Genomic DNA, 21,460 nt, shown 5'->3' with positions numbered 1-21,460 from the left:
CTAGCGGGAAACGACCCAACGGGGCCAGACGACGTAAGGGGACACCAATGACGCCGAAAGACAAGCTGGACATGGCGAAACTATTTTTTCGCCATTTGGGCCGGCGCTTTGCCAACGACGGCTGTCGCCAGAGCGCCGCGGCGCTCACCTACATGAGCCTGTTTGCGGTGGTTCCGCTGATGACACTGATGTATTCAATGTTCTCCCTCATCCCGGCCTTTCAGGGCCTTGGAGAACAGGTGCAGCAGCTGATTTTTAATAATTTTGTGCCCCAGAGTGGCGCAGAAATTCAGGGGTATCTCAGCGAATTTTCCAGCCAGGCCCGCACCCTGTCGGTTGCCGGTGCCGTGATTCTGCTGATCACCTCCTATTTGATGCTGACCAACATCGAGCACACCTTTAACAATATCTGGGGCACTTCAGGCGCGCGACGCGGGCTATCCAGCTTTCTACTCTACTGGGGCATCCTCAGCCTGGGGCCGCTGTTGCTCGGTATCGGTCTGATGATGCGTACTTACCTGGTCTCTTTCCAGCTGCTCGTCGATGAGGTCGACGTGCTGGGCATTACCGGGCTGATTTTTGAATACCTGCCGGTGATCTTTACCTGGGCGGCATTCACGCTGCTGTTTCTTGCCGTTCCCAATTGCCGGGTCTCAGGGCGCTACGCCACCATCGGTGGTTTGATCACGACCCTGCTGTTTGAACTGGCCAAGTTGGGCTTTGGCGCTTTGATCGCCCACTCAAGCTACACCACGGTGTACGGGGCGTTTGCCATCGTGCCGATTTTCCTGATCTGGATATACTTGATGTGGATTATCGTGCTGGGCGGCGCCGAACTGGTCCGCTCCATGGAAACGTTCCAGACCGTGTGGCGGGGCTACGATTATCCCGACATGATCGCAGTACTGGTGGTGATGTGGGAGTGCTGGCGCAATCAGCAGGTCGGCGGTTCCCTGTCTGACCAGGATGTCATCGCCAGTGGTCTTGAAGAGCAGCACTGGCGGGAGTTGCGCGATGTCCTGATAGCAAAAAGACTGCTGGTGGTCACCAACAATGGCCGCTACATCCTGACCCGTGACCCCCACCAACTGAAGCTGTCGGATCTGCTGCAGCTGAGTGGCCGCAGTGTCACTGCTTTGCCCGGTGCCAAGGCCAACGAGGCGCTGTCTGATTATCACTGGTATGGTCGCCTGTCCGGCATCCTTCGCCAGAGCAACGAACAACTTCAGCAGAACCTCTCTCTGACACTGGCAGATTTATTTGAACAGGAGACCGATGTTGAGAACGACCATTAACTGCCTGATCTGTGCACTTTTTCTTAGCCTGGCAGGCTGTTTCGACAAACCCTCCGGTTACCCTCTCATGGACGGCGGCACACTCAATTTCAATGACCAGCACGGCAAGGTCGTGCTGATCAACTACTGGGCGGAGTGGTGTAAGCCCTGCCGCGAAGAAATTCCCGAACTGAATGCCTTCCAGCAGAAATTCAGCGATCAGGTACTGCTACTGGCCGTCAACTTTGACGGCGTCACCGGCGACAGACTAAAACAGCAGGCCACAGCACTGGGCATTGAATTTCCGGTTCTCGCCGAAGACCCGAGACAGCAGTTTGGGGTCAAACCCAGTGGTGTGCTGCCGGAAACTCTGGTCATTGATCGCAACGGCCAATTCCGGCAGGTACTGCTCGGCCCCCAGAACGAGGAGAAACTTGAGGCCGTGCTCAAGCAGCTGTCAGTCAGTCCACAGGAACAATGACATGAAAGATTGCCGCCAGTTCTATATCAACGGCCAATGGGTGGCACCGCAGAGCGCAGATGACCTGGCAGTGGAAAACCCTGCCACCGAACAGACCATTGCCGTAATTTCTCAGGGTACCCGGGATGATCTCAACCGCGCGGTTGCCGCTGCTAAAAAGGCATTTCAGGAGTATTCCCAAACCACCAGGGAGCAACGCATTGCCCTGCTGGAAGCTCTGCTGGCTGTTTACGAGGCCCGTTACGAAGAAATGGCATGTGCTATTTCGATGGAGATGGGCGCCCCCATCAGTTTTGCCCGCAGCGATCAGGCCGATTGTGGCCGCGGACACCTGAAAAGCGCCCTGCGGGCATTGCGGGATTACCCCTTTGAGCAATCACTGGGCAAGACACTGGTGGTGCGGGAAGCTATCGGTGTGTGCGGGCTGATCACGCCCTGGAACTGGCCCATCAATCAGATCGCCTGCAAGGTCGCCCCGGCGCTGGCCACCGGCTGCACCATGATATTGAAACCCAGCGAGATTGCTCCGTTGAGCGCCCACCTGTTTGCAGAAATGATTCACGAGGCGGGATTTCCCCCGGGGGTCTTTAACCTGGTCGATGGTGCTGGCCCGGTGATTGGTCAGGGGCTGGCGGAACACCCGGATATCGACATGGTGTCTTTTACCGGCTCCACAAGGGCGGGCGTTGCGGTTGCCAAAGCCGCCGCCGACAGTGTCAAAGGCGTGGCTCAGGAACTGGGGGGGAAATCTCCCAACCTGTTGCTGGACGATGCCGATATGGAACAGGCCGTTACCCGTGGCGTCGCGTGGTGCATGGAAAATACCGGCCAGTCCTGCAATGCACCCACTCGCATGCTGGTGCCCGAACAACACTACGAGCAAGCCGTGGCCATTGCCGCCAAAGCGGCAGCGGCTGTTACTGTCGGCTTGCCCCATGAAGAGGGCTCACATATCGGCCCACTCTCCAGTCGAGCCCAATTTGACAAGGTGCAGCATCTGATTGAGATTGCAATCAAAGAGGGCGCGCGAGTGGTGGCCGGGGGACTCGGTAAGCCAGAAGGATTTACCACTGGTCACTTTGTACGGCCCACGGTATTTGCTGACGTCAACAACCGTATGACTATCGCCCGTGAGGAGGTCTTCGGACCGGTGCTGGTGATGATTCCCTACCGCGATGAAGCCGAAGCCATCGACATCGCGAACGACACCCCCTACGGACTGGCTGCCTACATTCAGACCGGCGACCCGCAACGGGGTCAGCGCATTGCCCGGCGGTTGCGTGCAGGCATGGTCAGGATCAACGGTGCTTCCCACGGCTACAACGCACCCTTTGGTGGTTACAAGCAATCTGGCAATGGCCGCGAGTGGGGTGAATACGGGTTTGAGGATTATCTGGAAATCAAAGCCATTAACGGCTGACTTGAGCTCTGTTTTTGCTACCAGCTGAAGACCTGTTTCACGAAGGGAATGCTCAACTTCCTCTTGGCTTCCAGGGAAGTTTTCTCCAGTGTATCGAGACAGTCCATCAACCCGTGCAGATCCCGCGCTGCGCGATTCACCAGGTAGCGGGCCACTTCATCTTCCAGTGTCATGCCACGACGGGCGGCACGAAATTTCAGGATTTCCTCCCGCTGCACATCATTGGGCGCCTCCAGCTGAAACACCGGGCCCCAGCCAATACGTGACCGCAGGTCCGACAGTGCCAGGGGCAGCTCCCGAGGAGCGGCATCCCCCCCCATAAGCAGGTGACCGCCTACATCCCGAACACGGTTAAACAAGTTGAACAACGCCTCCTGCCAGTCATCCCTGTCGGCAATTGCCTGAATGTCATCAATGGCCACCAGTGGCAGACGTTCCAGCTCGGCGAGAACCGCTTCCGGAGGGTACTCCATCAACTCCCTCAAGGGCAGATACTGCACCGGAAGACCGCTGGAGGCAGCCCGATGACAGCTGGCCTGTAGCAGGTGGGAGACACCACTGCCTGGCCTACCCCAGAGGTACACAGAGGGTTCATCACTCTGGGGCCATGAATCACGCAGCAGGGTTAACAGCAAATGCTTGCTGTCACCGGCGGGAACCAGAAAATTCTCAAAGGTGGCGTCATCGTTGAGTTTGATTTGCAGGCTAAGCTGTTGAGGCACTTTTTGTCTCTAGCCTCTATCCCTAACGCCCGTGCCAGCGGAACAGGTACTCATTGGGGCCTGCACCGGGAAAGTCAGCGGTGGTCTGTTCAACGAGACGGCTGTCGCGACGCAGGGTATCCAGCAGCAGGGAGAAGTCGCCCTCCACATCCAGACGCAGACCCAACCGATCCCCTTCTACAGAATCGACAATCAACTTGCTCACCAGCTCCAGAGATTCCAGATAGCCGGTCACATCGCTGAACGACTGAAAATTGGTAACCTGATCAACGTTCAGAGTCAATTGCTGGGCATTGGTTTGGGGAATAAACGCATACCTACCGGCAATGCGGTCCACCGCCTCATCCACCAACTGATTGATTAACTGAGCTGCCGAGTCTGCCACCCCACTACTGAGATCTTCACCATCAGGCGTTTTCAGCAGCCGCGCACCGCGCCACTGACCATTTGAACTCTGGTAAAGCCTGACGGCCATCCAGTTATCGGTCTTGTAACGTTGGGCCACATCTGCCAACTGGCCCGCGCTGAAGTTCCAGACATCCTCTTCTGTCAGCTGCGAACGGTCGGCGAGATCCAGCAATGGCACCATCAACGGCGCGGCCCTTACCTTCATGGCGCTGCCAAGGAGTGACAGCAGCTCCGGCTGCTCATCAACCGAGATAAACTGACGCCCCTGCTCCAGCGTGTCGACCACCATCCATACCAGCAATTCGGGTCGGTCTGAGGGCCAGATCTGCAGTTTCTGACTGCGTGCCAGCCGATCTACTGCCGCCTGAGCATAGTGAATATTCAGGGCCAAGCCTGGCTGATCCTGGGAATTTGCGGGGTTATAGCTCACATACCCGTATTCTGTAATCATGCTTTCCGCGCGGGACAGGGATTGGACAATCTCCGGATTAGACAACACCTGGCTGTTTCCCGTGACCTTCACCAGCACCTGTCCCAGGCCGGAACGAATGGCCCGTGCACGTTCAGCCTCGCCCTGATCGGCCACAGGAACCTGCGCCTGATACAGCTCAGTCATTTGCACCGCACTGGCCATGGAGCTGAACATCAGGTTCAGGGCTACCAGGAAAAAGGAAAGGATTAACTGTCGGGTTTGTTTCATGGGGCCGATTGTAACAGCCAGCGACAAATAGACACATTCTCGAACTGCCAGATTTCGCCTTTTCATATAAAATAGCCGACCTTTGTTAAATCCGTCTCACAACCAAGGCACCTCCTATGAGCAATCCCAAACAACCCTCCCTCAGCTACAAGGACGCAGGTGTCGATATCGACGCTGGCAACGCGCTGGTCGAACGCATCAAGCAGGTAGCCAAACGTACCCGCCGACCGGAAGTGCTGGCAGGTTTGGGAGGCTTTGGCGCACTGTTCAGTTTACCCAGCGGTTACAAGGAGCCGGTGCTGGTATCCGGAACAGATGGAGTCGGCACCAAGCTGAAGCTGGCCATGGATCTGGGCATTCACGACACCATCGGTATCGATCTGGTGGCCATGTGTGTCAATGACCTCGTAGTCTGCGGTGCAGAACCCCTGTTCTTCCTCGACTACTACGCAACCGGCAAACTGAATGTGGAAACAGCCGCGGCAGTCGTCACCGGTATTGGTGAGGGCTGCAGCCAGGCCGGCTGCTCCCTGGTAGGTGGTGAAACTGCTGAAATGCCCGGCATGTATGAAGGCGAAGATTACGATCTGGCTGGCTTCTGCGTGGGCATTGTCGAAAAAGACGGATTGATTGACGGCAGCAATGTACATGTGGGTGATGCCCTGATCGGCATCGCCTCCTCCGGCCCCCACTCCAACGGCTATTCGCTGATCCGCAAGATTCTCGAAGTGTCCGGCACCGATGCCCGCTCAGAAAAGCTCGACGGAAAGCCCCTCGGTGAGCTACTGCTCACGCCGACACGCATTTATGTGAAATCCATCCTTGGCCTGGTTGAGCACGCCCACGTACCGGTGCACGCCATCTCGCACATTACCGGCGGTGGTTTGCTGGAGAATATTCCCCGGGTATTGCCGGACAGCGCCAAGGCCGTCATTGATATCCAAAGCTGGCAGAAACCTGTGATCTTCCAATGGCTGCAACAACAGGGCAACGTCGATCCCCTGGAAATGCACCGCACCTTCAACTGTGGGGTTGGCATGGTGGTCTGTGTGCCAGAAAATGCAGCCCAGACAGCCCTCGACACCCTGCATGCCGCGGGTGAAGATGCCTTCATTATTGGTCACATCGCCCACGCGGAACCCGGCGATGAACGCGTAGAACTCAAAGGTTTATAAGTTATGCAAAAAACCCATCAACCCCGTATCGTGGTGCTGCTCTCTGGCAAGGGCAGCAACCTGCAATCAATGATCGACGCGGTTCAGATGCGTGTTGTCGACGGCGAAATTGTCGCTGTTATCAGCAACAACCCCGATGCACCGGGCCTGAAAAAGGCAGAGAAAGCAGGTATTCCCACCCATGTGGTGAACCACCGGGAATTTCCCGATAGGGAAAGCTTCGACGCCTCACTGGCCGAAGTGGTAGAGCAATACCAACCCAACCTGGTGCTGCTGTGCGGTTTCATGCGTATTCTCACCCCGGAATTTGTTGCCAAATTCGAAGGCCGCATGATGAATATCCACCCGTCCCTGCTGCCCAAATACCCAGGATTACATACCCATCAGCGCGCGCTGGATGCCGGGGATACCGTAGCAGGTGCCACCGTACATTTTGTCACCAGCGAACTGGATGGCGGCCCGGCCATTATTCATGCAGAAGTGCCCGTTATGGAAGACGATACCGCCGAGACCCTGGCCGAGCGGGTTTTCGAGCAGGAGCACCTGATCTACCCCATGGCGGTTCGCTGGTATTGCCAGGGTCGTATCGGCCTGAGCAATGGCCGCGCCTTCATGTTCGGCCGCCCGTTACCCCCAAGAGGCCACCCATTTAGTACCGTTCCCCGTGAACGATAACGGCAAATGGCCCTCTAAACCCTGAATGTCATTCTTACAGGAAACACCGAACGCCATGCGCCAAGCCTTGCGCCAGACCTTACCCGCCGCCCTGATGGGCGTGCTGGCATTACTGTTCGCCCAGAGTCCAACCGCCTTGGCCGAGAGCGAAGCTGCACTGGTTCCCTATCAGCTGGCTTATGCGGCAACCCTTAACGGCATGGATATCGATGCCAAGCGGGAATTGCGCGTCAACGGCAACCGCTACGAAATCATCACCAGCGCCAAAAACCTGCTGGGCAGCATTACCGAGGAAGGCACCTTCAGCCTGGATGAGCAGGGCGTGATCGTGGACCACGGTTACGAATACGAGCGCAATATCATCGGCATGAAAAAAACCGAAGAGCTGTCCTATGACCGCACTGCCGGTGTTGCCAATTACGAAGCTAAAAAGAAAAAGCGCCAGGTCAAGCTGGATGGCAACTACCTGAACCGCCTCTCCTACCAAGTGCAATTACAGCGCGACCTCAGCAACGGACAAACCACATTGCAATACCAGGTGATTGCAAGGGGCCGACTGAAAGACTACAACTTTGAAATACTGGGTGAAGAAACCCTCGACACCCCTCTCGGCCCGTTCAAGACCATCAAGGTGAAACGAGTGCGCGAGGATGACGACCGGCAAACCATTATGTGGTTTGCCCCGGAGCTGAACTACCTGCTGGTACAACTGTGGCAGAAAGAAGAAGATGGCGATGATCACAAACTGGTGATTAAATCGGGGACAATCAACCGTCAACCCATAGTCAATGGCGGCGATCACTCCTAGGAGAGCAGATTCGTGGCAACACCGGAAATAGGCGGGACACAGCCCATCATCACCGATGTTATCCAAGGTGAAACCTACTGGTGGTGTGCCTGTGGTCGAAGCGCTTCGCAGCCGCTCTGCGATGGCTCCCACAGTGGCACGGAATTTACGCCCCGATCCTGGCAGGCCCCGAGAACAGGAAAAGTCGCCTTCTGCACCTGCAAGCGAACCGCCAACGCACCGCTGTGCGACGGTTCACACGCGAACATTATTCAGGAGTAACCCATGGAAATCAGGCCCGACGAAAGGCCCGAAAGAGAACAACCCCGCAGCAAAGCCGGTGTATGGATTGCCCTGGTGATTGCTGCCGCACTAATCGGTGGTGGCGCTTATTACCTGCTGAGCGGAGATAACGCGCCCGAAGAAGAACCCACTGCTGCCGTAGAATTTGAGCCAGAACCATTACCTGCCCCCCCGGCAACACCGGCACCGTTACCGGAAGTGAAAGAAGAAATCCCCCCGCAGGCACCACCGCCCGAAGTAAAAAAGGTGCCCCTGCCCAGCCTCGACGAGAGTGACAAGCTGGCACGGGAAAAACTCGCCGAACTGACTCCCGACGGCAAACTGGAACTGTGGCTGCCTGGCGACTTTATTCTCCGTCGCGGCACTACCCTGGTGGATGGTCTGTCACGGGGTATCGTGTTGCGCAAAATGCTCAACGCACCCGCACCGGAAGGCAAATTTGCCGTCCTCAAGGATGGTGCCAAAATTTCCATCGACTCCGCTAACTACCAGCGCTACAACTACCTGGTGGAAACCCTTGAAGCCCTGGATACTGATAGCATCGTGGGACTGTTTCACTTCCTGCGTCCACTGCTGGAACAAGCCTACGGCGAGCTGGGTTATCCACCAGAGAAAGTGGACAAAGCCTTTATCGCAGCACTCGACCAGATACTGGCCGCCCCATTCCCGCTGCAACCGGTATACCTGACCCAGGAGTCCGTGAACTACAAATTCGCCGACCCGTCGCTGGAAGCCCTATCGCCCCTGCAGAAACAACTGGTGCGCATGGGGCCGACAAACACCAAACGCGTGCAGGACAAAGCCAAAGAAATCAGAGAAGCACTCTTAAAGTAGCCAGTACTGCCCAACACTGGGACAAACCCCGGCGCACCGGCAACCAGCCTTTTCAAGGCTTGTACGGTTAGAACATCACCAATACCGCCTTTCTCGGCAGTATCAAACAACAAGACAGGGAGTAAAGTCTTATGGAACAGGATGTTCCCCCACACCACTCCAGAAGACCAATTTCGGTATACATGGCACAGATATGCAAAGTGTTATGTCGCTCTGCTGCCTGTTTAACCGCTACGTTTATGGGGTTAACGAAATGAAGTTACTAAAAACCATTATTGATGAATCTGGAAATAAAAAATATTCACTAAAAATAATGGAGTCTGAATCCATTATTGATCTTAAAAACACAGGTGAGCGCTACGCTATAGAGAAAGGGGTTACGGACATATCTTGGCTAGACTGCACACACCCAACAATGGGCGATAACAAACTAGCCGATAGAAATACTAGATTTACACTAAGTATTTCTGAGTCGGAATTTTTCGTTATTGAAAAATAAATTTAACAAGACGCTGCACTCGGCATTGTAGTTCCCCACTTTGATAGATATCCCATGAGTTTTGACGGAATCATTTTTTTATTAATCCTCACGCTGATTGCCTACTTTTTCTATTGGAACAAGAAGAAGGCACAACTCGCATTTATTGAAAACTACCGTTTCAGCTCATCTATCGGCAAAAAGGTCCAGAAAAAATATCCCCTCCTGACTCAAGATCAAATTGACCTGGTCATCAAAGGGCTCCGGGATTATTTCTATATTTGCAACAAGGCAAAGCGACGAATGGTTGCAATGCCATCTCAGGTTGTTGATGTCGCCTGGCATGAATTTATTCTTTTCACACGGCCATACCAGGCCTTTTGCAAAAAGGCCCTTGGCAGGTTTCTTCACCATACTCCAACCGAAGCCATGCGGACGCCGACGCTGGCACAAGACGGCATCAAGCGTGCCTGGAGACTGGCATGAGCCAAAAGCAACATTAACCCGTCCACGCCAACACGCTTGCCATTACTTTTTTCAATTGACTCCCTGCTCGGCATAGAGGATGGCTTCAAATATTCTTTAGATTGCAAAGATAAATCGTCACCGTTCTACGGTGATGGCTACTGTGCAGGCCACATTGGCTGTGCCTCTGGATGTGCAGGTGATTCTGGAGCCCCTTCAAGCTCCAGCGGTTTTTCTGATGGATGCGGCGGGGACTCCAGCGGTTGTGGTGGAGGCTGTGGCGGAGATTAGTTGACTGACACATAAAGCCGGATTGAGAGCAGAGATGTTCAGGGTGACTAGGTTACTTGAGGACAAACCGCTAAGATGCTTCCGTCACTCAATCACAACAAGAAATAAACTATGTATCCCATTATCAAAAATGCCCACATTACCTTTGCACTGATCAGCATTGCCCTGTTTTTGCTACGCGCCACCTGGTCGGTGATGGAGTCGCCAAAACTGCAGCAGAAATGGGTGAAAATTGCCCCCCATGTCATCGACACACTACTGCTGGCCTGCGCGATTTACCTGATGATCACCCTCAGCCAGTACCCCTTTGCCGAAAACTGGCTGACCGCCAAGCTGTTGGCATTGTTTGCCTATATCGGGTTGGGAACCTTTGCCATCAAACGTGGCAAGACCGCAGGCAGCCGGATGTTCTTCAGCCTGCTGTCAGTGGCAACGTTCTGCTATATTTTTGCCGTGGCCATCACACACTCTCCCTGGCCTGTGTAACGAAGTAAACTGCCTTGCATCTCCGGGAAAAATGTCCTGTACTTTCTGAAAGGAAAATGGACAGGGAGACCAGCACATGCCGAGAGATACAGCGCCAACCGATGCCACCAACCCAGTATTTGCTTATCTGATTATCTTTGGCACCAGCCTAATTGGTGCAGCCGTGCTGTATGGCGGACTGAAGTCCACCGGGGTCTTTGAAAGCGAAGGCATGGAATTGGGCGGCGCCGCGGCTGGCTTTGTAATTATTCTGCTGATCGCGAAACGAATTTTTTCTCCCTACAGCGCCAACATCTGGACAACTCCCAGAACAATCAGGCACGGGAAATCGAGACACTGCGCGAGGAACTGGAAAAGCTTCGCTCAGGTGAGCAGCCCGAACTCGAATGCCCCAAGGGCTTTGAATTGATGGTGTCGCGGGATTTTGGTCTGGGTTTCGCCAAGCCGAGAACCTGGAGTCAACACCCGGAGCAGCATATCGGCATGTACATGACGCCCATGACCGAGGACATCATAAAAACAGGCTTTCGCGGCAATATCACCATTACCATGACGCTGTTGGATCAGGTACCCGGCCTGCCGGATGACCCGGACGAAATCACCAACGATGAACTTAAGGCGCCCCTACAAAGTGCCATACAGCTACATGAAGGCACTGATGTGAAGTGGCACCCCACCTATGTTGCCAACCGCCGTGCAATGTGTGCGGAATTCACTATTCATCGCGCGCCAGGGCCGACCATAGTTATGGAGGGTGCCGTGGTTTTGGATGCCCCTGGGAGAAGACTATTTGTTTTTGCCCTTTATGAAGCACTGCCACACTCGGAACAATCACAACAGTTGTTCCGACAACTACTATCTACTGTGAAATTCCTGTCGTAAAACAGCAGGGACCGGGAAATCAGGCTTTGGGCAGAGTAACGCCGGTCTGGCCCTGGTACTTACCGCCGCGGTCGGCGTAGGACACTTCGCATACCTCATCGGATTCAAAGAAGAGCATCTGCGCCACACCCTCGTTGGCGTAGATTTTTGCTGGCAGGCTGGTGGTGTTGGAAAATTCCAGGGTAACGTGCCCTTCCCATTCTGGCTCCAGCGGCGTGACGTTGACGATAATGCCGCAACGGGCATAGGTGGACTTACCGAGGCAAACTGTCAGCACATTGCGGGGAATGCGGAAATACTCAATGGTGCGCGCCAGGGCAAAAGAGTTGGGCGGGATGATGCAGTAGTCGCCCTTCACATCGATGAAGGCATCGTTATCGAAGTTTTTCGGGTCGACGGTCTTGGAATGGATGTTGGTGAAAATCTTGAATTCATCCGCACAGCGTACGTCGTAGCCATAACTGGACACCCCGTAGGAGATCACTTTCTGGCCGTTCGGATCAGGCTGACGAACCTGTCTTTCCTGAAACGGCTCAATCATGCCGTGTTGCTGTGACATGCGGGTAATCCACTTATCGGATTTGATGCTCATAGTTTTTACTCAGAATTGACGGCCTGGGGGCCTGCGAATGAAAGAGGGCAATAATACCGGTTTGCACCGGTCGGTCAACGCCCTGTACCAATAGCTGCCGGGCCGATTATTCGATCACAATTTCAGGAACGCTGCTGGTGGCTTCCGGAGGCAACATGGCCGCCACCTTGCGGGCAATCTCGCGATAACTTTTTGCCGCAGCTCCCTCGGGATCGGACATCACGCTGGGAGCACCGCCATCAACCCCCTGACGAATGCCCATTTCCAGTGGCAGCGAACCCAGCAATTCGGTCTGGTATTCACTGGCTACCCGCTCGCCCCCGCCTTCGCCGAAGATATGCTCCACTTGGCCGCACTGACTGCACTGGTGCATCGCCATGTTCTCAACAATACCCAGTACCGGGATTTTCACCTTGTGAAACATTTCGATGGCCTTGCGGGCATCTAGCAACGCGATGTCCTGGGGAGTGGTAACAATCACCGCACCGGCCAGCCGGGCATTCTGGGCCAGGGTTAACTGGATATCACCCGTCCCCGGTGGCATATCAACAATCAGGTAATCCAGGGATTCCCAGAGGGTCTGGTTGAGCAGTTGCAACAGCGCGCCGGTGGCCATGGGACCACGCCACACCATCGGTGTCTGCTCGGTCACCAGGTAGCCCATTGACATGGATTTGATGCCATGGGCCTCCACAGGCACCAGCAATTTACCCCCGATGGTTTCCGGCCGGGTACCTTCAGGCACACCCAGCATGGTTGGGATACTGGGACCGTAAATATCGGCGTCGATAATGCCCACACGATAACCTTCGGCAGCCAGCGCCAGGGCCAGATTCACCGACGTGGTGGACTTCCCCACACCGCCCTTGCCGGAAGCCACGGCGATAATCTGATGAACGTGCTCCAATACGTTTGGAAGTGCGGCTTCTGCCATGGTCTATCCTCTTGACAACAGATGAAAAACCGGTTGAAAACCGGTATAGTTGCGCCCCTTTATCAACGCCCAATCCCAACTTTGACGACAGTAGTTGTAGCCATGACTGAACGCAGAAAAATTCTTGTGACCAGCGCCCTGCCCTACGCCAATGGTTCTATCCATATGGGGCACCTGGTGGAATACATCCAGACCGATATCTGGGTGCGCTTCCAGAAATTGCGCGGCCATGAATGTTACTACGTCTGCGCCGATGATGCCCACGGCACTGCCATTATGTTGAAGGCGGAGCAGCTGGGTATTACACCCGAGGCCCTGATCGACCAGGTACGCGCCGAACACCAGCAGGATTTCAGTGATTTCCTGATCAATTTCGATAATTACCACACCACCCATTCGGAAGAGAACCGCTACTTCGCGTCGCTGATTTATACCCGACTGCGGGACAAGGGTCATATCGCCACCCGGGAAATTACCCAGGCCTATGACCCTGAAAAGAACCTGTTCCTGGCGGACCGCTACATCAAGGGCACCTGCCCGAAATGCAAAACCGACGATCAGTACGGGGACAACTGTGAAGCCTGTGGCGCCACCTATGCCCCCACCGATCTGATCAACCCGGTGTCGGCCATTTCCGGTGCCACGCCGGTGGAAAAAGCCTCCACCCACTATTTCTTCAAGCTGCCTGATTTCGCTGACTTTCTGAAAGCCTGGACCCGTGCCGGCCACGTGCAACCGGAAGTGGCCAATAAACTCGGTGAATGGCTGGACGCGGGATTGCAGGAATGGGACATCAGTCGCGATGCCCCCTACTTCGGCTTTGAAATCCCCGACGCCCCGGGCAAGTATTTTTACGTCTGGCTGGATGCCCCCATCGACTACATGGCCAGCTTCAAGAACCTGTGCGACAAACTCGGGCTCGATTTTGACGAGTTCTGGGGACCACATTCGAACACCGAGTTGTACCACTTTATCGGCAAGGACATCGTCAATTTCCACGCCCTGTTCTGGCCCGCCATGCTGGCTAACGCCGATTTCCGCACCCCGTCCGAAGTCTGCGTGCATGGCTTCCTGACGGTGAATGGCAAGAAGATGTCCAAGTCCCGCGGCACCTTTATTAATGCCCGCAGCTACCTGGACCATCTCAACCCGGAATACCTGCGCTACTATTTTGCCGCCAAGCTTTCCGCCAGCGTGGACGATCTGGACCTGAATCTCGATGACTTTATCCAGCGGGTCAACAGTGATCTGGTGGGCAAGGTGGTCAACATCGCCAGCCGCTGTGCGAAATTTATCAGCAAGGGCAATGATGGCGTGCTGTCCAATACGATTGCCGACCCGGTGCTGTGGCAGCGGGCAGCCGGTGCTGCCAACGGTATCGCCGATCACTATGAGAACCGAGAATTTGGCAAGGCCGTTCGCGACATCATGGCGCTGGCCGATGCCGCCAACGAATACATCGCGGGAAAAGAACCCTGGAAGCTGGCCAAAGAAGCCGGGCGCGAACAGGAAGTGCAGGATATCTGCTCCCTGGGCATCAACCTGTTCCGGGTGTTGATGCTATGCCTGAAACCTATTCTGCCGGCCATGGCAGAGGCATCAGAGGCTTTTCTCAACGATGAATTGAACTGGCAGGGTGAACCCCAACCCCTGTTGGGTCACCGTATCGACAACTTCAAGCCGCTGATGCAGCGGGTGGAGAAAGAAAAAGTGGACGCCATGCTGGAAGCCAGCAAAGAAGCCCTGGCAGCCGCCAGCAGTAAACCCCTCACCGGCCCATTGGTGGATGAACCCCTGGCAGCAGAAATCGGCTTTGACGACTTTATCAAGGTGGACCTGAGGGTGGCCTTGATCGTCAAGGCGCAGCCGGTGGAAGGTGCGGACAAGCTGTTACAGCTGACCCTGGATATTGGCGGTGAGACCCGCAATGTCTTTTCCGGCATCAAATCCGCCTACAACGCCGAGGACCTGGAAGGCCGCCTCACGGTGCTGGTGGCTAACCTGGCACCACGGAAAATGCGCTTCGGGGTATCCGAGGGTATGGTCCTGGCCGCGGGAGACGACAAGGGCATTTATCTACTCTCCCCCGACAGTGGCGCCCAACCTGGCCAGCGCATTACCTGAGTCCTCAGCTGGGTTTTTATCACTTAATGCTATGCCTTATGGTCAAATAAACTAAAAGGCTCCAGTTTTATACTTAATAGCAGGGTTGACCAGCCGCTATAATGGCTGACCCAATGAGACCGACGATATGCAGGAATTTGCCATCATTCTGATCAGCGCCATACTGGTGAACAATTTTGTTCTCGTCCAGTTCCTTGGCCTGTGCCCGTTCATGGGGGTCTCAAATAAACTGGAAACGGCTATCGGCATGGCCGGTGCCACCACCTTCGTACTTACCCTCGCTGCCTTGTCCAGTTACATGGTGAACAGCTGGATTCTGGTACCCCTCAACCTGGAGTACCTGAAAACCATTTCTTTTATCCTGGTAATTGCAGTGGTGGTGCAGTTCACCAAGATGTTTATCGAAAAGAGCAGTCCGCTGCTATATCGGGTACTCGGTGTGTTCCTGCCACTGATCACCACCAACTGTGCTGTGCTGGGCGTAGCCTTGCAGAATACCGCCAAGGCTCACAGCCTGCTGGAGTCCACACTCTACGGTTTCGGTGCTGCGGTGGGCTTTTCACTGGTATTAATTTTGTTTGCCGCCATGCGTGAGCGACTTGCCGTTGCCGATGTACCGACACCATTCAAGGGTGCGGCCATTGGCATGATTACCGCTGGCCTGATGTCTCTGGCCTTCATGGGCTTTAGTGGGCTGGTCTAGGGGCATTCTTCTGTGTACGACCTGATGATTCAACACCCGTTGATCGCGGCACTGGTGGCCTTAGTGGGGCTCGCCGTGATTTTTGGCGCGGTACTGGGTTTTGCCGCCATCAAGTTCCGTGTTGAAGGTGACCCCATTGTTGAGCAGATCGACAAGCTTCTGCCCCAGACACAGTGTGGCCAATGCGGATACCCCGGCTGTCGACCTTATGCCCAAGCCATCGCCGACGGCGATGCCATCAACAAATGCCCACCCGGCGGGCAAACCACGATCAATGCGCTGGCAGCTCTGCTGGATGTTGACGCTCCCACCCTGGATGCGGAACACGGACAGGAAAGCGATATCAAGAAGGTCGCCTTTATCCGTGAGGATGAATGCATCGGTTGCACCAAATGTATCCAGGCATGTCCGGTGGACGCCATCCTCGGTGCTGCCAAGCAGATGCATACAGTGATCGCCAGCGAATGCACCGGCTGTGATCTCTGTGTCGAACCCTGCCCGGTAGATTGCATCGACATGTTACCGGTTCCACAGGGACTGGCGGACTGGAAATGGGAGATGCCCGCCTCCAGTGCCGAGCAGGTCAAAGCCCTGCGCCCCGGCAATATCATCGCCACTGATCGCGGGGACCGGGCTGCATGAGAAAAATCTGGGATCTGGTCGGCGGCGTTCACCCCCCCGAGAACAAACACCAGTCGGTGCAACAGCCCATTGGCCGCCTGCCCCTGCCTGAAAAACTGGTCATCCCCCTCAACCAGCACATTGGTGCGCCGCCAAAGCTGGTCGTCAATATTGGCGATGAAGTCTTGAAGGGGCAGGTACTGGCAGAGCCCAATGGCATGGTCAGTGTCGGTGTACATGCACCAACCTCCGGCGTCATCAGCGATATCAGCGATTATCCGATTCCTCATCCATCTGGCATGTCGGCCCGTTGTATTACCCTCATTCCAGACAACTATGATCGCTGGATTGAACACGCGGGCTTGGACGACTTCAGGGCCTGCAGCCCGGCCAAGTTGCTGGAACTGATTCGCGAAGCCGGAATCGCCGGACTCGGTGGCGCGGGCTTCCCGGCTGCAGTAAAACTGTCAGCGCGCAAACCGGTCAGCACCCTGATTATCAACGCCACCGAGTGTGAGCCGTACATCACTGCCGATGACATGCTGATCCGCGAACGTGCCGAGGATATCGTTGAGGGCATACGTATTCTCGCCTACATCCTGGGCGACCCCGAAGAAGTCCTGATCGGCATTGAGGACAACAAACCCGAAGCCTATGAAGCCCTGCAGCCCTATCTCGCCGATACCAATATCGAACTGGTGGAATTCCCCACCCGCTACCCTTCAGGCGGCGAAAAGCAGCTGATCCAGATCCTGACCGGCAAGGAAGTACCCAGTGGCGGCATGCCGGCAGATATCGGTATTGTCTGCCAGAACATCGGCACTACCTATGCCATCCAGCGGGCGATCCGCCACGGGGAACCTCTGATCTCCAGGGTCACTACGGTCACCGGTCGGGCCTGTACGCTGAACCGCAATTATCAAACTCTGATCGGCACCCCCATCAGTCACTTGCTGAAGCATAACGGTTATGATCACCACCACTGTGCCCGCCTGATCATGGGCGGCCCGATGATGGGCTTTACCCTGACGGATATGGACGTACCCGTCATCAAGACCACCAACTGTATTCTGGCGCCCTCAAAAGAAGAGCTGCCCACCCCACCTCCCGCACAAGCCTGTATACGCTGCGGAATGTGTGCCGAGGCGTGCCCCGCCAGCCTGTTGCCACAACAGCTATTCTGGTATGCACAGTCTCAGAACTACGAGCGCCTGGAAGCTCACAACCTGTTCGACTGCATAGAATGCGGTGCCTGCTCCTATGTCTGCCCCAGCAATATTCCATTGGTGCAGTACTACCGCGCTGCCAAAGGCGAAATTCGCAAGCAGGCCCAGGAAAAAATCAAATCTGATCGTGCCCGGGCACGCTTTGAATTCCAACAGGCCCGCAAAGCCAAAGAGGAAGCGGAAAAATCTGCCAAACGCGAAGCGCGTAAAAAAGCTGCAGCCGAAGCACGGGCCAAGAGCGGCGATCCGGCCGCCACCACTGACTCGCAAAGCGATATCGTGCAAGCCGCCATGGCTCGGGCAGCAGAAAAGCAGGCCTCGCCGGAAGCACAGAAAGCCAAACTGGAGCGTGGCGTAGCCCGAGCAGAAAACCACCTGCAAACCGTGGAGCAACGATTGCTGGCGGCTGAACAGGATGGCAATGAACAACAGGTGGAACAGGCTAGAGCTGCAGTAGCTGATGCACGCCTGCGCCTCGATGATGCCCTCGCCAAACTACAGGCTCTGGAAACTGAAGGAGCCAGTACTGAAAACAAGGTCATGGAACGGCTACAGGCCAGCCCCAACGAGGCCCTGCAGAAAAAGATTGCCAGCCTCAGGGAGCGTATTGCGATCACTGAGCAGAAAATTGCCGAGGCCGACGACGAAGCACTGGAAACAGCACTACAAAACGGTCTGGACAAGCAGATCGGCAAGCTGAAAGAGGCTGAAAAACAGTTGGCTGAAACCCCTGCTGGTGACGCTGTGTTGACACCGGCAGGCACCACCGATGCCGCTGCCGCGGCGATTGCCAAAGCCCAGGCCCGTGCAGCAGCAATGGGCAACCTGTCTGAAGAAGACAAGCTCCGTGAGTCCATCATGTCACTGGAGGGCCGTATCGAGAAGGCACAGGCCAAACTCGATGAAGCCCGGGCCAGTGAATCCGAACACGTAGATGCCCTGCAGACCGGTCTCAACAAACTGCAGCAGAAGCTGCTGGACAACCGCGAGAAATACTTTGCCCTGACCGGCCAAACTATAGGCTCCGAAGAGCAGCCTCAGGATGCGGCCTCTGTCGCCATTGCCCGCGCCCAGGCGCGTGCCGTGGAGCTGGCCAACATGTCCGAACAGGACAAACTGCGAGAAGCCGTAAATTCCCTGAAGGGGAGACTGGAAAAGTCCCGCCAGAAATTGCGTCAGGCGGAAGCCGAAGGCTCAGAACATGTGGAAGCTCTGCGCACCGCCTCAGAAAAACTTGAAGCCAAACTGGCCGCTGCCGAACAGCAGCTGGCTGAATACAACGCCTGACGGATAACGCCCATGGCCTTGCTGAAACTCACCTCACCCCATGCACATGCTGCCCAGAATACCGGGGCTGTCATGCGCCTGGTGCTGCTGGCGACAATTCCCGGTCTGCTGGCGCTGACGGTGTTCTTTGGCTGGGGATCACTGATCAACATTCTGATCGCCGGCACCGTCGCCGTCTGTTGTGAGGCTTTGGTCATGCGCTTGCGCAAGCGCCCGGTGATGTTCTACCTGCGAGATTGCAGCGCCTTGGTCACCGCAGTTTTGCTGGGGCTGGCCCTGCCGCCACTGGCTCCCTGGTGGGTGGTGGTAATTGGTACAGGATTCGCCATCCTCATAGCCAAGCATCTCTATGGTGGCCTAGGTTACAACCCTTTCAACCCAGCCATGGTCGGGTATGTCGTCCTCCTGATCTCCTTTCCGGTACAGATGACGGCCTGGGCCACGCCCCTGCCGCTCTACCCAGAAGGTTTGTCAGCACCGAGCTTCTGGGAATCGCTGCAAATTGTTTTTCCGGTACTCAGCCCGGGAAATATCGATGCCGTCACCGCCGCCACACCGCTGGATACGTTCAAACACAACAGCAGTCTGCTGGTGACGCAACTGTATGAAAAAACCCCGCTGTTCAGTCAGGCCCACTGGGCCGGTCTCGGCTGGGAATGGGTAAACCTCGGGTTTCTGGCTGGCGGAATTTTGCTGCTGGCCCGCCGCGTCTTCACCTGGCATGCTCCAGTCGCCATGCTCAGTAGCCTGGCGCTTTGTGCCGCCTTGTTTTACGACAGTGGCAGCTCTGCCAGCCACGGCTCACCGCTGATGCACTTACTGTCCGGGGGCACCATGCTGGGGGCATTCTTTATTGTCACCGACCCGGTGACCTCGGCGACCAGCAATCGCGGACGACTGATCTACGGCGCCCTGATTGGCGTGCTGATTTTCATTATCCGCAGCTGGGGTAGTTACCCGGATGCCGTAGCATTTGCCGTGCTACTGATGAATTTTGCCGCGCCCCTTATCGATAATTACACGCTGCCGCGCACCTACGGCCATACCAAATCCCGTCGCGCCACGAAGAAGAAGGAATAGCCATGGCTACCCTGGGGAAATCCATCAGTTTTAACAGTGTAGTGCTCGGCATCTTTGCCCTGATCACCGCGTCTCTGCTGGCCGGCACTTATCTGGGCACCAAAGACCGTATTGCCGATGCCAAACGGGAAGTGGCAAAGCGGGCACTGCTGGAAATTATTCCGCTGGAACAGCACAGCAATGACCTGCTAATGGACACGTTACCTGTGCCCGCAAATTTTCTGCACACGCTGGGCCTGGATGATGAGGGCGGCGACATCAATATCGCCCGCGAGGGAGATGAGCCGATTGCGGTTATTGTTCCCGCCGTGGCGCCCGATGGCTACAACGGTGATATTCAGCTGATTGTCGGCATCAATATCGATGGCACACTAGCCGGGGTCCGCACTATCTCCCACCATGAAACACCGGGGCTAGGCGACAAGATCGACCTGAAAAAGAGTGACTGGATTCTGGGTTTTAACGGCAAGTCCCTGACCAACCCGCCACCCTCCCAGTGGAAAGTGAAAAAAGATAAGGGAGACTTTGATCAGTTTACCGGCGCCACCATCACGCCTCGCGCCGTGGTCAAACAGGTCTACAAAACCCTCAAATACTACAATGAAGACCAAGAACGGCTACTGAAAGCTGCCCGAAAAAAACCGGCAGTTACCCATCAGACCAGCGAGGAAGCCAATAATGGCTAGTACCAGCTCACGTGAAGTCGCCCATAACGGATTATGGAAGAACAACCCGGCACTGGTTCAACTGCTGGGGTTGTGTCCCCTGCTGGCTGTTACCGGATCGGTGGTGAATGCACTGGGACTAGGCCTGGCTACCATGCTGGTTCTGGCTGGCTCCAACACCGTGGTTTCAATGATTCGCAACCATGTTTCCGAGGCAGTCAAAATCCCCGCCTTTGTGATGATCATTGCCACGTTCACCACCTGCACCGAACTGCTGATGCAGGCATTTACCTACGAGCTTTACACCATTCTAGGGATTTTCATTCCATTGATCGTCACCAACTGTATGATCCTGGGCCGCGCAGAAGCCTTTGCCTGCAAAAACCCTGTAGCCATTTCGCTGTTTGACGGCCTGATGATGGGCGGTGGATTTGGCCTCGTCCTGCTGTCGATTGGCGCCATTCGTGAAATTCTCGGCAGCGGCACCCTGTTTGCCGACATGCACTTGCTGTTCGGGCCCATCGCCGAAAACTGGACACTACACCTGTTTGGCGAAGGTTATGGTTTTCTGATTGCCGTATTGCCCCCCGGCGCTTTCCTCGTGGCCGGCGCCGATCTCGACTCCCCCGCGCGCGCGGCTCCACGCTAGATTACGTCGTGACACCACCAGTTCGGCGACCCGTTCGGCGGCGACCGCGGCGATCAGAAGGAGTCGGTCTGGTAGAACAAGGGCACCAACTAGTGTGCCAGGTAATGGACGAGGTAATTGGTCTTCCGCGGAAGTTCTCAAAGTCCTGTCCTCCAGACAAAGAACTGGTGGATCTCGGGGTCCTCATATCTCAAGGTG

General features: G+C 55.6%; 25 protein-coding genes. 21 read left to right on the top strand and 4 right to left on the bottom strand.

Annotated features, from left to right (window positions below; translation table 11 throughout):
• Nucleotides 1-47: 47 nt before the first annotated feature.
• From ACYZYZ_RS00945 to ACYZYZ_RS00935, 3 genes are read left to right on the top strand one after another with little or no spacing between them, the layout of a single operon-like run.
• On the top strand, nt 48-1,295 hold the full coding sequence (locus tag ACYZYZ_RS00945; protein WP_461482940.1) for a YihY family inner membrane protein: 1,248 nt from the start codon (nt 48-50) through the stop codon (nt 1,293-1,295).
• Nucleotides 1,276-1,755 (top strand): TlpA family protein disulfide reductase, encoded by a 480-nt coding sequence (locus ACYZYZ_RS00940; RefSeq protein WP_461482939.1) that lies wholly within the window; start codon nt 1,276-1,278, stop codon nt 1,753-1,755. Before ACYZYZ_RS00945 ends, ACYZYZ_RS00940 begins: the two co-directional genes overlap by 20 nt.
• A 1-nt stretch (nt 1,756) precedes the next feature.
• The gene (locus ACYZYZ_RS00935; protein ID WP_461482938.1) at nt 1,757-3,175 is read left to right on the top strand and encodes an aldehyde dehydrogenase family protein; all 1,419 of its coding nucleotides are present in this window, start codon (nt 1,757-1,759) and stop codon (nt 3,173-3,175) included.
• 17 nt (nt 3,176-3,192) lie between these two features.
• Here ACYZYZ_RS00935 and hda read toward each other — a convergent pair whose 3' ends face one another.
• Both hda and ACYZYZ_RS00925 read right to left on the bottom strand, forming a co-directional pair.
• Entirely contained in the window at nt 3,193-3,897 is a 705-nt protein-coding gene (gene hda, locus ACYZYZ_RS00930) for a DnaA regulatory inactivator Hda (RefSeq protein WP_461482937.1), read from the bottom strand.
• 22 nt (nt 3,898-3,919) lie between these two features.
• Nucleotides 3,920-5,071: a DUF2066 domain-containing protein gene (locus ACYZYZ_RS00925; RefSeq protein ID WP_461482936.1), complete on the bottom strand. Its 1,152-nt coding sequence runs from the start codon at nt 5,069-5,071 to the stop codon at nt 3,920-3,922.
• Between the two features lie 50 nt (nt 5,072-5,121).
• Between ACYZYZ_RS00925 and purM the strand changes: the two genes are divergently transcribed.
• The 11 genes from purM to ACYZYZ_RS00870 all read left to right on the top strand — a co-directional run bounded on the left by purM (nt 5,122) and on the right by ACYZYZ_RS00870 (nt 11,381).
• Nucleotides 5,122-6,180 (top strand): phosphoribosylformylglycinamidine cyclo-ligase, encoded by a 1,059-nt coding sequence (gene purM / locus ACYZYZ_RS00920; RefSeq protein WP_305169460.1) that lies wholly within the window; start codon nt 5,122-5,124, stop codon nt 6,178-6,180.
• Between the two features lie 3 nt (nt 6,181-6,183).
• Nucleotides 6,184-6,855, top strand: coding sequence for a phosphoribosylglycinamide formyltransferase (gene purN / locus ACYZYZ_RS00915; protein ID WP_461482935.1), 672 nt, complete (start codon nt 6,184-6,186; stop codon nt 6,853-6,855).
• Nucleotides 6,856-6,910: 55 nt separating this feature from the next.
• Nucleotides 6,911-7,663, top strand: a complete 753-nt coding sequence (locus ACYZYZ_RS00910; RefSeq protein ID WP_461482934.1) for a DUF3108 domain-containing protein — start codon at nt 6,911-6,913, stop codon at nt 7,661-7,663.
• A gap of 12 nt (nt 7,664-7,675) precedes the next feature.
• Nucleotides 7,676-7,924: a CDGSH iron-sulfur domain-containing protein gene (locus tag ACYZYZ_RS00905; RefSeq protein ID WP_461482933.1), complete on the top strand. Its 249-nt coding sequence runs from the start codon at nt 7,676-7,678 to the stop codon at nt 7,922-7,924.
• 3 nt (nt 7,925-7,927) lie between these two features.
• Nucleotides 7,928-8,779: a DUF3014 domain-containing protein gene (locus tag ACYZYZ_RS00900; protein WP_461482932.1), complete on the top strand. Its 852-nt coding sequence runs from the start codon at nt 7,928-7,930 to the stop codon at nt 8,777-8,779.
• A 253-nt stretch (nt 8,780-9,032) separates the two neighbouring features.
• Nucleotides 9,033-9,278, top strand: coding sequence for a hypothetical protein (locus tag ACYZYZ_RS00895; RefSeq protein ID WP_461482931.1), 246 nt, complete (start codon nt 9,033-9,035; stop codon nt 9,276-9,278).
• 54 nt (nt 9,279-9,332) lie between these two features.
• Nucleotides 9,333-9,743, top strand: a complete 411-nt coding sequence (locus ACYZYZ_RS00890) for a glycine-rich domain-containing protein (protein WP_461482930.1) — start codon at nt 9,333-9,335, stop codon at nt 9,741-9,743.
• A gap of 142 nt (nt 9,744-9,885) precedes the next feature.
• Nucleotides 9,886-10,017 (top strand): hypothetical protein, encoded by a 132-nt coding sequence (locus tag ACYZYZ_RS00885; protein ID WP_461482929.1) that lies wholly within the window; start codon nt 9,886-9,888, stop codon nt 10,015-10,017.
• Between the two features lie 107 nt (nt 10,018-10,124).
• A complete protein-coding gene (locus ACYZYZ_RS00880) occupies nt 10,125-10,499 on the top strand; it encodes a SirB2 family protein (protein ID WP_461482928.1) in 375 nt (124 codons plus the stop codon).
• 76 nt (nt 10,500-10,575) lie between these two features.
• Complete coding sequence (locus tag ACYZYZ_RS00875; RefSeq protein ID WP_461482927.1) at nt 10,576-10,908, top strand: hypothetical protein; 333 nt, start codon at nt 10,576-10,578, stop codon at nt 10,906-10,908.
• Nucleotides 10,908-11,381, top strand: coding sequence for a hypothetical protein (locus tag ACYZYZ_RS00870; protein ID WP_461482926.1), 474 nt, complete (start codon nt 10,908-10,910; stop codon nt 11,379-11,381). The genes ACYZYZ_RS00875 and ACYZYZ_RS00870 overlap by 1 nt, the downstream gene beginning before the upstream one ends.
• Before the next feature lie 19 nt (nt 11,382-11,400).
• Here ACYZYZ_RS00870 and dcd read toward each other — a convergent pair whose 3' ends face one another.
• Entirely contained in the window at nt 11,401-11,973 is a 573-nt protein-coding gene (gene dcd / locus ACYZYZ_RS00865; RefSeq protein ID WP_305169468.1) for a dCTP deaminase, read from the bottom strand.
• A gap of 106 nt (nt 11,974-12,079) precedes the next feature.
• Complete coding sequence (gene apbC / locus ACYZYZ_RS00860) at nt 12,080-12,907, bottom strand: iron-sulfur cluster carrier protein ApbC (RefSeq protein ID WP_461482925.1); 828 nt, start codon at nt 12,905-12,907, stop codon at nt 12,080-12,082.
• A gap of 102 nt (nt 12,908-13,009) precedes the next feature.
• Here apbC and metG point away from each other — a divergent pair, with 102 nt between their 5' ends.
• The 7 genes from metG (at nt 13,010) to ACYZYZ_RS00825 (ending at nt 21,262) form a co-directional block, all read left to right on the top strand.
• Nucleotides 13,010-15,031 carry a methionine--tRNA ligase gene (metG, locus tag ACYZYZ_RS00855; protein WP_461482924.1) on the top strand — a complete coding sequence of 674 codons (2,022 nt, stop codon included), beginning with the start codon at nt 13,010-13,012 and terminating at the stop codon, nt 15,029-15,031.
• 127 nt (nt 15,032-15,158) lie between these two features.
• Nucleotides 15,159-15,734, top strand: coding sequence for an electron transport complex subunit RsxA (rsxA, locus tag ACYZYZ_RS00850; RefSeq protein WP_461482923.1), 576 nt, complete (start codon nt 15,159-15,161; stop codon nt 15,732-15,734).
• 24 nt (nt 15,735-15,758) lie between these two features.
• Nucleotides 15,759-16,376: an electron transport complex subunit RsxB gene (rsxB, locus tag ACYZYZ_RS00845; protein WP_439651642.1), complete on the top strand. Its 618-nt coding sequence runs from the start codon at nt 15,759-15,761 to the stop codon at nt 16,374-16,376.
• Nucleotides 16,373-18,868 carry an electron transport complex subunit RsxC gene (rsxC, locus tag ACYZYZ_RS00840; protein ID WP_461482922.1) on the top strand — a complete coding sequence of 832 codons (2,496 nt, stop codon included), beginning with the start codon at nt 16,373-16,375 and terminating at the stop codon, nt 18,866-18,868. The genes rsxB and rsxC overlap by 4 nt, the downstream gene beginning before the upstream one ends.
• Before the next feature lie 12 nt (nt 18,869-18,880).
• Nucleotides 18,881-19,948: an electron transport complex subunit RsxD gene (rsxD, locus tag ACYZYZ_RS00835; protein WP_461482921.1), complete on the top strand. Its 1,068-nt coding sequence runs from the start codon at nt 18,881-18,883 to the stop codon at nt 19,946-19,948.
• Nucleotides 19,949-19,950: 2 nt separating this feature from the next.
• Nucleotides 19,951-20,634 carry an electron transport complex subunit RsxG gene (gene rsxG, locus ACYZYZ_RS00830; RefSeq protein ID WP_461482920.1) on the top strand — a complete coding sequence of 228 codons (684 nt, stop codon included), beginning with the start codon at nt 19,951-19,953 and terminating at the stop codon, nt 20,632-20,634.
• Nucleotides 20,627-21,262, top strand: a complete 636-nt coding sequence (locus ACYZYZ_RS00825; RefSeq protein ID WP_461482919.1) for an electron transport complex subunit E — start codon at nt 20,627-20,629, stop codon at nt 21,260-21,262. Before rsxG ends, ACYZYZ_RS00825 begins: the two co-directional genes overlap by 8 nt.
• Nucleotides 21,263-21,460 lie beyond the last annotated feature (198 nt).

The organism is Porticoccus sp. (genome assembly GCA_023261185.1).
Taxonomy (GTDB): Bacteria; Pseudomonadota; Gammaproteobacteria; order Pseudomonadales; family Porticoccaceae; genus Porticoccus; species Porticoccus litoralis.
This window is presented reverse-complemented; position numbering and strand designations above follow the sequence as displayed.